Source organism: Lacibacter sp. (assembly GCF_057361365.1).
Map to the genome: position 1 here is coordinate 1 of NZ_JBMQSG010000005.1, position 16,310 is coordinate 16,310.

Here is a 16,310-nt window from a genome sequence, read left to right on the forward strand (position 1 = left end):
AACCGTTAAGTACACGCAACCCATTAATGCATAAATTTGAAAAAAATGATCCTGTATAGCTCCTTTAGGATTACCAGTCCCGGGTGTATAGCTAATCCAGGATTTATTCTCTCACCTGTATAGCTATTTTAGGACTAGACATCACCGACTTGCAGGCATCCTTCAAGGCAGGATACTCCCTATATTAAGCGTACATTAAGCGTATATAAAGCGCTCAGGACGTTTAAATCCGACACTGTCGATCCACCCCTAAACCATGCTCAATTCCCCCCATTCACTGGTCTGTTATCATTGCGTTTTACACATTGCCAATTGGTCATTGCCTATAGCCCATTGGTCATTGCCTGTTGCCAACTATCGGCTTCCCTCACGAATTCATCCTGTCGTCCACCTCGCTGGTCAGTTTTGTAAAACCAATCACCTTATCATCATCGTCGTGTAGGGCGGTAATAAGAATGCTTCCCCAAAATATTTGTCCGCCCTTTTTCACTGAAATAGTATAAAAACAAAAAAGGGTTTCATTGCTGAAACCCTTTTTGTACTGGTTGTGACCGCGTCAGGATTCAAACCTGAAACCTTCTGATCCGTAGTCAGATGCTCTATTCAGTTGAGCTACGCAGCCATTCCGTTTAACGGGCTGCAAATATACAACGGTTCAATTGAAATTTGAAATCTTTATCCGTTTCTCTCAATAAAAAAATCCCCCTGTAAAAGGGGGACCTATATAAGTACGGATAAACAAGTTAAAACCTGTACCCGAGTGATAAACCAAAACCAGTGTTGCGTAATGCCCACTTGTTATCATTCAAATCTGTTATTTCAGGATTGATCTTCGCCATACCCAGTTGTGCATTTAACTGGATACTGATCTTACTGCTCATTTCATATCCTACCAGAAGATTTGCACCGGCATCTAAACGACGGAAATAAGGATCGGTAGCTGCCTGGATAAGTGTAACCTCGTTTTCAAATTTAATTTTTGTTTCATTTTCATTTTCATCTTCTACGTTACCGGCAATACCAAAACCAACATAGGGTCCCACACCTAGTAACATATGTCCTGTACCTAACATGGGTTTAAATAAAAATGTTACAGGCACATCGATGTACGAAATAGAAACATTATTATCGGTTCCTTTTTCTTTTGCACCTTTCGCCGAATACAATACGCCTGGTTGAATATAAAACTGGTCAGCCAAAGGAATATCAACGACCACACCACCCTGGAAACGGGGAACAAGTTTGTTTTCAAGTTTATCACCGTTACCATCTTTTCCGTTAATGTTCTGGAGGTTTACACCTGCTCTTATGCCAAAACTTACACCAGAACCCGTAGTTGTTGTGGTAGTTGTTGATTGAGCTGATGCTGTAATAAATGCGCCCGATAAAATAAGCGCTGAACTAAATAAGATCTTTTTCATATAAGACTGTTTTGTTTTATAAATGGTTAATAGATCAGTTACTGGCCACTGCCGGCTTCTTTCTTAGCGTCGGATTTCATTTTTTCATTTGCCGTGATCAGGAATTCAACCCTCCTGTTCTGTGCTCTTCCTTCTTCTGTATCGTTGCTGTATTTAGGATGATTTTCACCCATTGCTTTTGGATTCATCCGTGAGTTGGGAATACCCTTGTCAATTAAATACATCATCACTGAGTTGGCACGGCGTTGCGATAAACCATCATTGTATGCATCAGAACCTTTGTTATCGGTATGTCCCTGTATCTCGATATTGGTATCAGGATATTTTTTAAGGATGCTGACAAATTCATTCAAACTCGATTTTGCTTCCGTTTTTAAACCAGCCTGGTCGTAATCAAACAACACTTTACTTTCAAATTCAATTTCAATACCCTCGCCTACACGTTCAACCTTTGCATTGGGTACTTCTTTTGCAATTTCTTCGGCTTGCTTATCCATTTTTTTACCGATGAGTACACCTGCTGTGCCACCAACGGCAGCACCAATAATGGTTCCTAATGCGGTGTTACCCGATGCTCTTCCAATAACGGCACCCACTGCAGCGCCACCTGTGGTGCCTATAACAGCACCCTTTTGTGTTTTTGTCATTCCTTTACATGCGGCCAATACAATGCTTACTGCAAGCAGGTAATAAACGGCCTTCGTTGTTCTTCTCATAAAAAAATTATTTGTTCTATCCTCCCTTGCCAAAGATTGTGCCAGCAAGCTCATTTTAAAAAAATAAGAGCCCCTTTCGGGGCTCTTATATAATTAAGTATTAATTACTTAATAACGTACACTGCTGCCTGGTGCTGCTTTTGCAGCCAATCATTCCACACCGGGTTGTTTCAATTGCCAGCCGGTTTTTTTCTTTTCATCCAGCACCATTTGTTTTACATCGGCCAGTAATTTTTTTGCATCATACACAATGCCATCTTTAATGGTAAATTTCACCCCGCCTGCCCGCACCACCTTATTTTGGGCATTTAATTGCACGGCACCCGTACCATATAACAGTTGCAGGTTTTCTAACGGGTTTACATCAATTACTACCAGGTCGGCCAGTTTTCCGGTTTCAATGCTGCCCAGTTCTTTTTCCACACCCAAGGCCTGTGCGCCATATAAGGTGGCCGAACGAATCACTTCAAGCGGGTGAAAACCTGCTTCACGCATTAACTCCAGCTCACGTATATATCCAAAGCCATAGGTTTGATAAATAAAGCCGTTATCGCTGCCTGTTGTTACACGGCCCCCACGGTTTTTATATTCATTAATAAAGCTCATCCATAACCGGTAATTTTCTTTCCACTGCACTTCCTGTTCGGTACCCCAGCTATGCCAGTAGCTTCCGTGCGATACCCTGCTTGGTTCATAAAAGTTCCAGAGCGATGGCAAGGTATAATCTTCATGCCACTCTGCTCTTCTTGCACGTTGCAGATCACGGTTGGCTTCATAAATATTAAAGGTGGGATCAAGTGTAAAATCAAGTGACAGCAATTCATTCATCACTTTGTTCCAGTGATCGCTGTAAGGAGCAGCTGCCTGTTTCCATAATTTACCGGCTTCTTCAAATCGATGTTGTTCATTACTGTAATTATAACTGAGCGGGTATTGTTGAATGGTTTGCTGCGTAAACAATGCTTCGGGTAATCCATACCAATGTTCCATCGATGTCATCCCGGCTTTGGCCGAGTTCACCACGTTCCAGCGGGCTACATCCATTTGTGCATGATGACAACAACTGCGCAAACCAAGTTTTTTATTTTCACGAATAGCAGCATCCATAATATCGGGAGCGGCACCAAAGAATTTAATACCATCTGCACCTTTCTGTGCATTCTCTCTCACCCATACAATGGCCTGCTCGGGTGTGCTGATGGGTTGTTTGCTTCCCTGCCCGAATGCCGTGTAAGCAAATATCCGTGGCGCTGTAATCTTATTTTGTGCGCTTAACTTTTTTTCTTCCAGCACCCACTCGAGACCGTTACCACACGATGGATCACGGATAGTGGTGATGCCATGCGCCATCCAGAGTTTAAACACATACTCTGCATTAGCACCCTGGCCCGTACCACCAATATGGCCGTGCATATCAATAAAGCCCGGTAATACATAATGGCCTTCAAGATGTAATTCTTGACCACCCTCTTTTAATTGCGGACGACGTTCATGATTAATAGCAACACCTGGATAACCCACATTGGCAATTTGTACGATCCTGTTTTTCTCAATAACAATATCAACAGGCCCCATGGGTGGCGCACCGGTACCATTGATGATAGTTACGCCACGAAGTATTAGTTGAGGATAAGACTGGCCTTCGTTTTTAAGGGGAGCTTTTGCTACCTGTGCCAATACAGGTGAACAGGTGCAAACGAATGCAACCAGTGTTGTGATAAATCTCATAGCAATTTTAGTTATGCTGAAATTTACAACTATTCAACTAATCAATAGCTGTGCACGCTGCAATCAGTTCATCAGAATTTTTCGCCGGGAAAATATTTTGTCATCAGTGCTTTGAACGGGGCAGTATTGCGGATGGTTGCAAATTCTTTCTGGCTCCATACTTCTCCACCTTCACCATACTTCAGCTTCAATGCATTCTCCAGTGTAGAAATTGCTTTTGCATCATTCTTTAATGCAGCATAGCTAACGGCAAGGTAATAGAAGCCCGAACCACTTTTTGAATTGGCTTTCACCAACCGTTCAAGGAAAGGAACGGCCTTATCGTATTGGCCTGTGTTAATATGGATCAATCCACTAAACAAAAGCGGGTTTTCATATACAGAGTCCAGTTTCAATGCAGCTTCGTAATGAGGCAACGCTTCATCAAATTTCTGTTGCACATAAAACAGGTTACCAAGATTATTATAAGCCCTGAACAATGTACGGTCTAACTCAACAGCTCTTAATAAATATACTTTGGCTGAATCGTATTGTTTGTAACGCAGGTACACCACACCTGCACTGTTATACAGGTCGGCTATCTCCGGTCTCAGCCTGATCGCTTCCTTCAAATACCTGATGGAAGAATCGGGTTCACTCATATCCCTGAACAGATCAGCCATATCAATAAGCACCGAAATATTTTCATTGTTAAATTGATAGGCCAGTTTATAATTCTCCAGCGCCAGTTCAGGTTTGTTCTGCTTTTTGTGCAGCAGGGCAATGCTGTTATAGATAAGCGCATTACCCGGACTTAATGCCAATGCCCTGTCTAAACAAATAAAGGCCGAATCGTATTGTTTGGTGCGGTCATACACGGCTGCCAGGTTGCTGTACAACGATGAGTTGAGCGTATCGTACTTCAATGCAGTAAGAAAATATTTCTTTGCAGAATCAGGTTGATTTTTCCTGTAATAATAAACACCAATAGAATTGTAGGTACCTGCATCGCCTGCATCCACATCAATGGCTTTATTGAAATACACATTGGCAGAATCAAACATTCTGGAGTTCTGGTAAAATGTTGCCAGGCTGATGTATGCATTCTTCGAAGTAGGATTCATACGAATGATCTTCTGCAGGTAAAATGCAGCAGAGTCAGTTCTTCTTCCCTGCTCATGTAAACGGGCAAGATCGAGATAAGGTTGCGTATAATTTGAATCGAGTTTTATGGAACTGTGGTAATAATTCAAAGCCGAATCAGGAAGATTGATCTCTTTAAAGAAATTGCCCAGCAATTCATACACGTAAGCCTTATCAGGATAATAATTTACACTGCGCAAGTAAAAGATACGTGCCGAATCGTAACGCTTCATAGCACCGTACACTCTTGCCAAACCGTTATAGGCATAAACAAAAGAGGAATCCTTCTTCACCGTTTCATTAAAATACTGGATGGCTTCTTTGTACCTTCCTTTTTCTTTCATTAACCATCCCAGGTTATTCAGTGCCGATACATTTCCTGCATCTAACTGCAATCCTTTCCGGTACCATGCTTCTGCTTTTTCCACCCGGCGTTGCTGAAATTCAAAGAAGCCAAGATCAACGTACGCATCTGCATTCTTTGGATCAACCGAAATAGCTTTCTCGTAATACGTACGTGCAAGATCAAAACGTTTCATCTGCGTGTAAGCAAAGGCAGCAGTGGTATATGGATAACGCCACTTCGGTGCTTTACTGATTGCCTTTAAACTATAATAAACTGCACTATCATATTTCTTCATTTGCAATTGCAACGACGAAATGGTGTGCAACACATAAGCTGCATTACTATCCAATGCATATGCCTGGTAAATAAGATCCCTTGCGGCCTGCATGTTGGTAATATTATTCTTACCATCAAAATAACTTCTTGCCTGGAAGAAATAGAGTTTGCCTTTAAGTGAGTTGATCAATGATGGATCTGTTGTTTCAACAAGATCAATGGCCTTCTTCATCATCACGGCCACTTTTTCAAAATCAAGACCGGCAATATATTCAAGTCGTTCAATACCCGATTGAATTTCTTCACTCCGGTCGTTATCATCAAGCTGTGTTCTTATTTGCTGAATACCTGCCGCATCCTTTCCACTCAAATACAAATTGATCTTGCGTTGTGCAAAATTGATGAACTCTGCAGCCAGTGTTTGTCGTGCATCGATGGTAAGCACATCATCTGGAAAGAATCGTTGCAACTGATCAAAGTAAAAATTAGCGGAGCTGTCGCCGGTAAGTTTATTTTGTTTGATGGATTGACTGAACTGGCGGTAAAGACGAATAATATTGGTATCGGCCAGCGCTGCGCCCCTGCCTCTTGCATTGCTCACCATATCATTCAATCCTTCGCCATTGATCATGCCGTTGATGTTCTTGCCTTTCTCCCATTGTTCTAAGTAAGCACTGTCAACAGTCACCACATTTTTTCTTCCGTTATCATCGCAACAGATAAAAGGCTCCTGTTTGCGTTTGTATTTTTTCTCTGCAACCACCGGCACTTTTGATAATACATAGGAGCGAAGTTCAACCAAAGTAATAATGCCATCCTTACCTTCATATCCATCAGCCAAACCACTTAAACCATCAACAAGGTAATAAGTAAAAAGCCCATGTCCGGTACCGATAGTAGCATCTTCCATCGATTCCTGCCCCGCACCTGTTGCCAGCATGATCACCTCACCTGCCTTACGTTCTGAAATGGCTGAGTTCAATATCTGTTGACCATCCGTACCTCCCGGTAATTCGTTGGTGCGGCAGGCATCCATGATCAGGTAGATCTCCACATTCTTGCGGCTCAGTTCGGCAATGCGGCTTTTTAAATTATATAACTGGATACTGCCTGTTACAATATAATTGTTCTTATCACCTGCGGGGTTGCAATCGTACGTCAGAAAGAAATATTCATCCTGGTTAATGGCATCGCCATGGCCTGCGAGATAAATGTATAAGCGATCGCCTGCTTTTAAATTCTTCTGCCTCAACCACGCCATTCCTTTCACCCAAAAATTAGCTGACGTTGCCTGTTCATTTACCAGGAACAGCATCCGGTCATCAGGAATACTTCCGGCCCCGGTTGATTTTAAATAATCACGAAACAATCCGGCATCACTATCGGCATATGATAAAGGACGAATATGCTGGTAGGTAGATATGCCAAGGATCATAGCATAGCTCTGTCCTTTAGGAACAGCACTTGTATCCGGCACTTGTGCTGTAACAGGTGTTTGTGCTGATAATATTTCTGTGTGAAGTGTAAAAAATGCGACACACAGAATAAGGAGGGCTTTACAATTTCGCATATATTCGAAGGCGAAAGTAGGCAAACAGATTTAAGAAGACAAGACCAAACTAAATGCAATCGCCACCCAAACCACCAACCCGTAAAAAATCATCTTCCTTTTTTAAAAGAGCCTATCGCTGGCTTTATCATTTCTACCTGCGTTATCTTTTTAAACGTGATACCATCCTGTCCACTTTTTCAGTATTCATTGTTATCGGGCTGCTGGGTTTATTGCCTTTAAATACCGGTATACTCAATCCTTTTAAGACCGCACTTAAAGATCTCGACTTTAATGACATTTCTTATTCTGTATTGAATAAGAACAAGAACACGCCGATGGATAACAGGATCATTATCCTCAACATTGGTGATGCCGACCGAATGGGTCTTGCCCTCATGATTGAGAAACTGAGAATGGCCAAGCCAAAAGTGATAGGGCTTGATGTTACCTTTGAAGGACCGAGAGAACCAGAGAAAGATTCGTTGCTACGGCATATGATCGGCAGCACACCCAACCTGGTGATCGTTTCCAAAATTGATTGGAAAAACAAGGCAACTCCTGAAAATGTTGGGTACTTCGGCATCTACACACCCAACCGTGGTTACGCTAATTTTATTGGAGAAGAAGGCGGCACCATTCGCACTTTTTCGCCTTTTGAAAAGAATAAGGATGCTGTATACAAAGGTTTTCCTGCAGCCATAGTGGAGAAAGCCGATAAAGCTGCCTATGAAAAACTGAAAAAGCGCAAGAGAGAATACGAAGTCATTCACTACAGCCGCACATTGGAGCAGTACATGATGGTGGATGGTAAAGATTTCCTTGACGATAATATTGCGCCGGAACTGTTTACCAATAAGATTGTGTTGATGGGTTATATCAACCCCGATCCGAATAATATTGAAGACAAAAAGTTCACCCCACTAAACAAACAATTTGCAGGAAAATCAATACCTGATATGAACGGGATCATCGTTCATGCAAATATTATCTCCATGGTGCTCGATGGCAAGTATATAAAAGATATTCCATCGGGTCTGTTCTGGGTCATCACCATTCTTATTGCGTGGTTGCATGTGGCACTCTTCATCCGTTATTATATTGAAGACCATATCTGGTTTCACCTGGTGGCCAAGGTGGCACAAATATTTTTTGCCATCCTTTCGGTGTACGTGGGCATCATGTGTTTCGACTGGTTCAGCATTAAAATTGATACCAAAATATCGCTGATTGTGATTATCTTGGCAATCGATATAATCTATTTCTACGAAGCGCTTGCCGTATGGCTCCACACAAAATTTGGTTTTCAAACCAGTTTTCATTCAAAATCACACTAATAAACTACAATGAGACACATTCACCTGTTGCTATTGCTCACAACATTCAGCGTGGCAACCCAAGCGCAAAAAGCAAATTCATTCCTCATCTACTCAGTAAAAGGATCAGTTTCCGTTATTGAAGATGGCAAAGGTACCAAAGCACAAATAGGCAAATTACTTAACGACAAATCGAAACTTACCATTGGCAGCAATTCACTGGTGAGTATTATTTGTAATGAAGCCAGTTTGTTTTCTGTTGTAAAAGCAGGCACCTATACCATGTCTGATTTTAAAGACTCTTGTTTATCGAACAAAAGCTCTATTACTTCAAATTACCTCAAGTTTATCTGGAACCAGCTCACCACACCAAAAGGAGCTCCAGAGAAAAACCGTAAAAGCTATATGAACAACGTTGGTGCGGTTAGCCGTGGCAACATCAGCATCTGGATCGATTCAAGACTTGACACCATTAATTATTATGCAGGTTCATTCCCTGTTTCGTGGAAAAGCTATTCCGATGCTGAAGAATTTTCATTTGAAGTGTTTGATGAAACAACCGGAGGCAAACCTATCTTCCAGAAAACGGTGAAGAAAAAAACTGTTGTACCTATTTCTGAGTTCGCTTCGAAACTGAAAAAAGGAACTCCTTACTACTGGCAGATAAATGTAAAGAATGAAGATCCTGAAAAACGTAAGGTGATCTTTATCTGGGACAAGTCTTCGTTTGAAAAATTAGTAGCACAGATCCGCAGCGCCGAAAAAGGAACCGAAACAGAAGCTGAAAAGAATTTCAGAATGGGCTTTATGCTTGAGTCGGCACGCTTCTATTCTGATGCCTATGGTTACTACCAGAAGGCAGCGCAGTTAAATCCTGAACTTGAATTGTATAAGAAAACATTAGAAGCATTCCGTAAGGATTATGCGATTGGTCAATAACTCTTTTATTCCTGATTTTTCTTTTGCCGGTTGCAGCAATGCAGCCGGCTTTCTTTTGTGTAAAGAAAAACGAATCAATCAATGTAGTTCTTCCGAAATTTACCGGCGAACATTTTAATTAACATCAACAAATGAAGATCCGTTTCTGGAGTATTGGTAAATCACATGAACCATATGTAAAAGCTGGTGTGGAAGATTTTACAAAACGCATCTCTAATTACTACCCTGTTGAATGGAACATTATTGCAACGCCAAAAAATGCAGGCACTTTGAGTGAAGCTGATTTGAAAAAGAAAGAAGGCGAAATCATTTTGGGGATATTGCAAAAAGATGATTACCTCGTGGTGTTGGACGAACGTGGCAAGCAGATCAGCAGCGAAGGACTTGCAGACTTTATGATGAAACGTGGCAATGAAAGTGTGAAGAACCTCGTGTTCCTGATTGGCGGGGCTTATGGTATTGATGAAGCCGTGATGAAAAGAGCAAATTATAAATGGAGTTTATCGCAATTAGTTTTCCCGCATCAATTAGTACGACTGATCCTTGCTGAACAGGTGTACAGGGCCTGCAGTATTAACAGGAATGAAAAGTATCATCATAGTTAAGTACAAAGTTTGAAGAACGAAAGAAATGCCTGATGGATGATGTAGGATGTCTGGTATAAAAGTTGCCAATTGCCCATTCACTATTGCCTATTCACCATTGACCATTCACAATTGACAATTGACCATTTCTCATTAGTTTTGAATATAAACCACCGGTAGCATGGACTTAACAATTACAGTCATCATCATTATTATCACTGCTATTATTTCATTCACGGCATTCAGTAGTGAGAAGATCATTAACGATCTTATTTTCTGGCCGCCGATGATCAAACAGAAGAATCAATATTACCGTTTTATTACTTCCGGTTTAATTCATGCCGATATTCCACACCTGGCATTTAACATGATCACTTTATATTTCTTTGGCCGTTTGGTTGAAGAATACCTGTTCGTTCCAAAGATTGGAAAAGCCGGCTACCTTCTGTTTTATGTTGCGGGAATTATTGTTTCAGAAATTCCTTCTTACATCAGGCATCGTAACAATTATAGCTATCGTAGTCTTGGTGCATCGGGTGCGGTTACTGCTGTATTGTTTTCATTTATTTTGTTAGCGCCCTGGCAAACGATCTATGTTTTCTTCCTGCCCGTGCCTGCAATTATTTTTGCTGCATTGTACGTTGGCTATTCAATTTATATGGATCGTAAAGGTGGCGATAACGTGAACCATAGTGCGCATCTATGGGGTGCAGCCTGGGGTGTTGTATTTACATTACTAATGGAACCAACGATCATCAATCGTTTTATTGACCAACTAATGCATCCAAGTTTTTAACTAAAGAGCATTGGCAGTATAAGTAATCTGCAATACATCATTTGTTGAAGAGATTATTTTGAACCGGTCATCTATACGATGACCAACAACCCAGATAATCTTTTTATTCGATTCAATGACCCAGACATTTTCTTTTTGCGATTTCGATAATTTGGCATCGATAAGAAAACGGGCTACTTTCTTTTTCTTTCGCATGCCGAGTGGATAGAAATAATCACCTGTTTTCCATTTTCGCAATAACAATGGAAAGGAAATTTCCTTTGCATCGAGTAATGCAATGCTAGCAACTGAATTTAGATCAACTTTTGAAGCTGCTATTTTCTTGCATGCTATATGCCCGCTTTCGAAATATAATTCCGAATCTTTTTCTTCTATAATGATGTTAGCAGATTCAGCAGATTGTGCCGGCGAAATAATAAACCAATGCCGGTGCTTGATGATTCGGTAATACAAGCCGGGCGAATCAATATACTTCCCCGATTCACTTGCTGACAGCTTTAGCACTTCGTCGATCTGCTTTTCTGAAAATCCATACGGTTGAATGATCTCATAGATCAGCGCCCGGTTATTATACTCCATCAACTGTTTTACCGGGATATGAATTTCATTTCCTCTTAAACGGCAAAGCTTTTTAATGATAGCCTGTGTTGAAAGTCGGTACAACTGTTCAATATCTATAAAGCGGTTGATGTTATCCGTGAGACTTGCTTTCACCTGCGGATATACTTTTTCAATGGCAGGGATAATTTCATTCCTGAAAAAATTGCGGGTGTACTTAGATGATTGATTCGATGAATCTTCCCTGTACTGCAGGTTATTTTCTGCAGCATATTGCAACAACTCTTGTTTGGTGAAAGACAGTAATGGCCGTTTCACATGACCGTACGAGGCAGGAATACCTGTGAGTCCGTGCAAACCTGTGCCACGGAAGAAATTCATTAATAAAGTTTCGTTGTTATCATCGGCATGGTGGGCAGTGAGAAGATGAGTGATGAGTAATGAGTGATGAGTGTTGTGCACCTCCTCTGAATTTTCACTATTGACCATTGACCATTCACCATTAACTAATTCCTCAAACCATTCGTACCGCAACACACGTGCAGCTTCCTGAATGGAGAGTTTATTTGCAGCTGCATATTCTTCCGTATCAAACTTCTTAACCAATACTTCAACATTGTATTTTTCACCGAGTGATCGTACAAAAGCTTCATCACCTTCACTCTCCTCTCCTCTTAGTTGAAAATTACAATGTGCAATCCTGAACTTATAACCGGCCTTTGCACAAAGATCAACCAGCACAATACTGTCTACTCCGCCGCTAACGGCAAGGAATAGCTGATCTTTTGGTTGAAAAAGATTGTGCTGCTGAATGTATTGTTGAAAACGATGTAATAAACTCATTTAGTTAATTCTTACTGTTGAGAGAAGCAATGTAGTACAAGTGTGCGACGCAAGAAAAGATCAATCAAGTGCAAAAGCTGGTAACCAAAAACTACAAATCATAAACTTCAAAGCCTAAAACGTCAACTCCTCCAACGCTCCCCTCAATTCTCCATACGCATGTTGCTCTCCCTTTTCCTTCGCCACCAGCATGCCTTTCTCGTACCATTCAATGGCCTTATCATTATCAGCTATCCGTTCAAACAATTTACCGAGATGATAATAGGAACCTACATATCCGGGCTCGGCGACCAGTAATTCTTCAAACAGGTTTCTTGCTGTTGCATCATCACCCAACTTCACATATTCGAGCGCCAATGCATGTTTCAGGAAACTATCATTGGGGCTTTCCTGCAAAAACTTCTTTAATTGTTCTATCCGCTCCATGTTTGTGAATAATTTTTTGTTTAACTGTGCCGATGAGAGGCTCAAACCTTTATCTTTGTATAGTTGCATAAACAACTATTTCTTAACTCATACAAAATTTTGCTTGCATGAAGATTTTAGTTTGTATCAGTAAAACACCTGATACCACGGCAAAAATAGCTTTCACCGATAATAACACAAAGTTTGCGCAGGAGGGCGTGCAGTGGATCATTAATCCTTACGATGAATGGTATGCGTTGGTGCGTGCCATTGAATTGAAAGAAAAAGATCCTTCTGTTGTCATTCACCTCGTAACTGTTGGTGCTGCTGATGCAGATCCTATCATCCGCAAGGCATTGGCTTTGGGTGGTGATGAGGCTATTCGTGTAAATGCCGACAGCCACGACAGTTTTTATATTGCTTGGCAAATTGCTGAAGTAGCAAAACAAGGCGCTTACGATCTTGTATTTACCGGCAAAGAAACCATCGATTACAATGGTTCATCTATTGGCGGTATGGTGGCAGAGCTGCTTGATCAACCTTATGTATCTCTTGCAACAAAATTTGATTTGAATGGAACGGTTGCAACAATCAACCGTGAAATTGAAGGTGGAGAAGAAACCTGCGAAGTTAGTTTGCCCGTTGTGGTAAGCTGCCAGAAAGGAATGGCTGAGCAACGCATCCCCAATATGAAAGGCATTATGGGTGCACGCACCAAACCATTGAAAGCAGTTGAACCTGTTGCAGCAGATGCACTCACTTCTGTCGCATCATTTGAATTGCCTCCTGCAAAAGCTGGTGTAAAACTGGTTGATCCGGAGAATGTGGGCGAACTTGTAAGATTACTTCACGAAGAAGCCAAAGTAATTTGATCCCACCCTTAAAGGGAATTCAGCATTTTCAAATTTTCAAATCATCAAATTTTCAAATTCTATGTCTGTTTTAATATTCATCGATGCTGCTGATGGTCATGTAAAAAAATCTTCGTTTGAAGCATTAACTTATGGCGCACATTTAGCCAAACAATTAGGCACAAATGCCGAAGGGGTTTTATTAGGTACTGTTGCCGATGATGTGGCTGCACTTGGTAAATATGGTGTTTCAAAAATTCATCATGTGGCCAATGATACATTCAACCACTTCGATGCACAATCTTATACAAAAGCAATTGCTGAAATAGCAGCTGCTGCCGGTTCAACCGTGATCGTTCTTTCACATAATGTAACAGGTAAAGCTGTATCGCCACGCCTGAGTGCAAAACTTAAAGCCGGTCTTGTTGCGGGTGCTGTTGGTCTACCCAATACCAGCAATGGATTTGTGGTGAAGAAAGGCGTTTTCAGCGGAAAGGCATTTGCTCATATGGCAGTGAATACAGCGGTAAAAATTCTTTCTATCAGTCCTAATTCATACAAAACCGAAGCAGGCGAAGGAACTGCGGAAATAGTTGCAGCGAATGTAACTGTTGATGCCCCGAAAGTAAAAGTTACCGCCACTAATAAAGTTACCGGCCAGGTTCCTTTGAGCGAAGCTGAACTGGTGGTGAGTGGCGGCCGTGGGTTAAAAGGACCAGAGAACTGGGGGATGATCGAAGAACTGGCAGGATTGCTGGGTGCAGCAACAGCATGTAGTCGCCCGGTTGCCGACGCACACTGGCGTCCGCATCATGAACATGTGGGACAAACAGGTGGTGCCATTGCACCAAATCTTTATCTCGCCATCGGCATCAGTGGTTCTATTCAACACCTTGCGGGTGTTAACCGCAGCAGGGTTATCGTTGTGATCAATAAAGATCCTGAAGCACCTTTCTTTAAAGCAGCTGATTATGGTATTGTGGGCGATGCTTTTGAGGTTGTACCAAAGCTGATAACTGAGGTAAAGAAGTTTAAAGGAATAGCCTAAATAATAATAGTTTAAGTCATCAGCCGATAGCCATTAGTCCCGCAGACTAAAGACTATCGGCTTTGCTTTATTCAATCCAAAGCCCTTAAATTTGCCGACAGGTTATGAAAAAGATCGAACTGGAAATAGTTGCTCTCTCGCACAGTATTACCCAAACGCACAGCTATGCTGTTGTGTTGGGCGAAGTGAACGGTTTACGCCGTCTCCCGATTGTCATTGGTGGTTTTGAAGCACAAGCCATTGCTGTGGCACTTGAACGAATGCAACCCAGTCGCCCCCTTACTCACGACCTGATGAAAAATTTCATGATGGCCTTTAATGTGGAGCTTCATGAAATAGTGATCAACGATTTGCAGGAAGGTATCTTTTACTCCAAACTACTTTGCTCAACTGATCATGATACGGTAGAGATCGATAGCCGCACCAGTGATGCACTTGCATTGGCAGTTCGTTTCGGATGCCCCATTTATACCTACGAGAATATTTTGGAAAGCGCAGGTATTTTAATGGAAGATGAAGAAAAGAAAAAGGAAACGGAAGAAGTGTCTGTCAGCAGCAGCTCAACGGTTACCAGCGGAGAAGACAAAGAAGACCTGAAAGCACTCAGCATTGAAGAGCTTCAAACTTTACTGAACGATGTGCTGGAACAGGAGGATTATATCAGGGCTATCGCAATACGTGATGAACTGTCCAACCGTAAGAAATAATTGAAAGTTGATAAATGGATAATTGATCGTTTACTTTTAACACTTATTCATTTCACATTCTGCATTTTTAATTTTTCATTCTTCGAATGATCGTTTTCCCTAATTGTAAGATCAATCTCGGATTACATATTCTCAACAAACGGGAAGATGGGTATCATAATCTTGAAACGGTTTTTTATCCCCTGCTATTGAAAGATGCTTTGGAAATAGTGCGGAGAGACGACGGACGATTGACGACGGACGATAGTAAGGCCCTGAGCGAAGTCGAAGGGTCTGCTGAATTTATCGAGCGGAGTCGAGATAACGACATAACATTTTCCTCCACAGGCCTTCCCATCGCCGGAGACGAAGCCAACAACCTCTGCATTAAAGCTTATCATTTACTCAATAAAGATTTCCCCCAGCTCCCTCCCATTCAAATGCATTTGCACAAAGCTATCCCCATGGGTGCAGGCTTAGGTGGCGGCAGCGCCGATGGTGCATTTGCATTAAAACTGCTGAATGAAAAATTTCAGCTGGGTTTATCTAAGCAACAGTTGATTGATTATGCATTGCAGCTGGGCAGCGATTGCCCGTTCTTTATTATCAACAAACCCTGCTATGCAACAAGCAGAGGTGAAGTATTAGAATCAGTAGATCTTGATCTATCTTTTTATAAGTTTGCTATCGTTAATCCCGGCATTCATGTAAACACAGGTTTGGCGTTTGCACAATTGCAACTGAATAATTCTGACCGACCTGATTTGAAACAAATCATAAGGCAGCCTGTCTCCACCTGGAAAGATCAACTCATCAACGATTTTGAAGAACCTGTTTGTAAAGCATATCCAGAGATTGCAAACATCAAACAACAATTATACAATACAGGCGCTGTTTATGCAAGCATGACGGGAAGTGGCAGTACAGTGTTTGGGATTTTTGAAAAAGAACCGGAGTTGAAGTTTGATGAAAAGTATTTGTATAAAGTGATTTAAAATGATCAAGTCTCAGGCGGACAAAACACTCTTTTACTGTAACCTATTTTTATTCCTGATTATTGCGTCCTGTTTTTCAGTTGTTTTTTGGAATGTTGATTATTTTCAGGAGGTAAAAAAAGGAAATCTAA

The 16,310-nt window shown here is 41.4% G+C and carries 14 protein-coding genes and 1 tRNA gene; 8 read left to right on the forward strand and 7 right to left on the reverse strand.

Annotated features, from left to right (window positions below; translation table 11 throughout):
* Positions 1-548 precede the first annotated feature (548 nt).
* From ACO1QW_RS01965 to ACO1QW_RS01985, 5 genes are all read right to left on the reverse strand, one after another.
* Positions 549-622: transfer RNA gene (locus tag ACO1QW_RS01965), tRNA-Arg, on the reverse strand.
* 121 nt (positions 623-743) lie between these two features.
* Positions 744-1,421: a porin family protein gene (locus ACO1QW_RS01970; protein ID WP_486255195.1), complete on the reverse strand. Its 678-nt coding sequence runs from the start codon at positions 1,419-1,421 to the stop codon at positions 744-746.
* 38 nt (positions 1,422-1,459) lie between these two features.
* Positions 1,460-2,137, reverse strand: coding sequence for a YiaD family glycine zipper/OmpA-like lipoprotein (locus ACO1QW_RS01975; protein WP_486255197.1), 678 nt, complete (start codon positions 2,135-2,137; stop codon positions 1,460-1,462).
* 150 nt (positions 2,138-2,287) lie between these two features.
* Positions 2,288-3,865, reverse strand: coding sequence for an amidohydrolase family protein (locus ACO1QW_RS01980; RefSeq protein WP_486255199.1), 1,578 nt, complete (start codon positions 3,863-3,865; stop codon positions 2,288-2,290).
* A gap of 71 nt (positions 3,866-3,936) precedes the next feature.
* A complete protein-coding gene (locus tag ACO1QW_RS01985; protein ID WP_486255200.1) occupies positions 3,937-7,179 on the reverse strand; it encodes a tetratricopeptide repeat protein in 3,243 nt (1,080 codons plus the stop codon).
* A gap of 53 nt (positions 7,180-7,232) precedes the next feature.
* On the opposite strand from ACO1QW_RS01985, the gene ACO1QW_RS01990 reads away from it, so the two are divergent.
* The 4 genes from ACO1QW_RS01990 to ACO1QW_RS02005 all read left to right on the forward strand — a co-directional run bounded on the left by ACO1QW_RS01990 (position 7,233) and on the right by ACO1QW_RS02005 (position 10,793).
* On the forward strand, positions 7,233-8,495 hold the full coding sequence (locus tag ACO1QW_RS01990) for a CHASE2 domain-containing protein (protein WP_486255202.1): 1,263 nt from the start codon (positions 7,233-7,235) through the stop codon (positions 8,493-8,495).
* A 9-nt stretch (positions 8,496-8,504) separates the two neighbouring features.
* Complete coding sequence (locus ACO1QW_RS01995) at positions 8,505-9,413, forward strand: hypothetical protein (RefSeq protein WP_486255203.1); 909 nt, start codon at positions 8,505-8,507, stop codon at positions 9,411-9,413.
* A gap of 131 nt (positions 9,414-9,544) precedes the next feature.
* On the forward strand, positions 9,545-10,018 hold the full coding sequence (locus ACO1QW_RS02000) for a 23S rRNA (pseudouridine(1915)-N(3))-methyltransferase RlmH (RefSeq protein ID WP_486255205.1): 474 nt from the start codon (positions 9,545-9,547) through the stop codon (positions 10,016-10,018).
* Between the two features lie 160 nt (positions 10,019-10,178).
* Positions 10,179-10,793: a rhomboid family intramembrane serine protease gene (locus ACO1QW_RS02005; RefSeq protein ID WP_486255206.1), complete on the forward strand. Its 615-nt coding sequence runs from the start codon at positions 10,179-10,181 to the stop codon at positions 10,791-10,793.
* On the opposite strand, the gene tilS is transcribed toward ACO1QW_RS02005, so the two are convergent.
* Together tilS and ACO1QW_RS02015 are read right to left on the reverse strand one after the other, a co-directional pair.
* Complete coding sequence (gene tilS, locus ACO1QW_RS02010; RefSeq protein ID WP_486255207.1) at positions 10,794-12,194, reverse strand: tRNA lysidine(34) synthetase TilS; 1,401 nt, start codon at positions 12,192-12,194, stop codon at positions 10,794-10,796.
* 114 nt (positions 12,195-12,308) lie between these two features.
* Positions 12,309-12,689: a tetratricopeptide repeat protein gene (locus ACO1QW_RS02015; protein ID WP_486255209.1), complete on the reverse strand. Its 381-nt coding sequence runs from the start codon at positions 12,687-12,689 to the stop codon at positions 12,309-12,311.
* 38 nt (positions 12,690-12,727) lie between these two features.
* On the opposite strand from ACO1QW_RS02015, the gene ACO1QW_RS02020 reads away from it, so the two are divergent.
* From ACO1QW_RS02020 to ispE, 4 genes are all read left to right on the forward strand, one after another.
* Positions 12,728-13,471 carry an electron transfer flavoprotein subunit beta/FixA family protein gene (locus ACO1QW_RS02020; RefSeq protein WP_486255211.1) on the forward strand — a complete coding sequence of 248 codons (744 nt, stop codon included), beginning with the start codon at positions 12,728-12,730 and terminating at the stop codon, positions 13,469-13,471.
* Between the two features lie 61 nt (positions 13,472-13,532).
* The gene (locus ACO1QW_RS02025) at positions 13,533-14,498 is read left to right on the forward strand and encodes an electron transfer flavoprotein subunit alpha/FixB family protein (RefSeq protein WP_486255213.1); all 966 of its coding nucleotides are present in this window, start codon (positions 13,533-13,535) and stop codon (positions 14,496-14,498) included.
* Positions 14,499-14,602: 104 nt separating this feature from the next.
* Positions 14,603-15,205, forward strand: a complete 603-nt coding sequence (locus ACO1QW_RS02030; protein ID WP_486255214.1) for a bifunctional nuclease family protein — start codon at positions 14,603-14,605, stop codon at positions 15,203-15,205.
* An 86-nt stretch (positions 15,206-15,291) separates the two neighbouring features.
* Positions 15,292-16,179 carry a 4-(cytidine 5'-diphospho)-2-C-methyl-D-erythritol kinase gene (gene ispE / locus ACO1QW_RS02035; protein WP_486255216.1) on the forward strand — a complete coding sequence of 296 codons (888 nt, stop codon included), beginning with the start codon at positions 15,292-15,294 and terminating at the stop codon, positions 16,177-16,179.
* Positions 16,180-16,310: the final 131 nt, after the last annotated feature.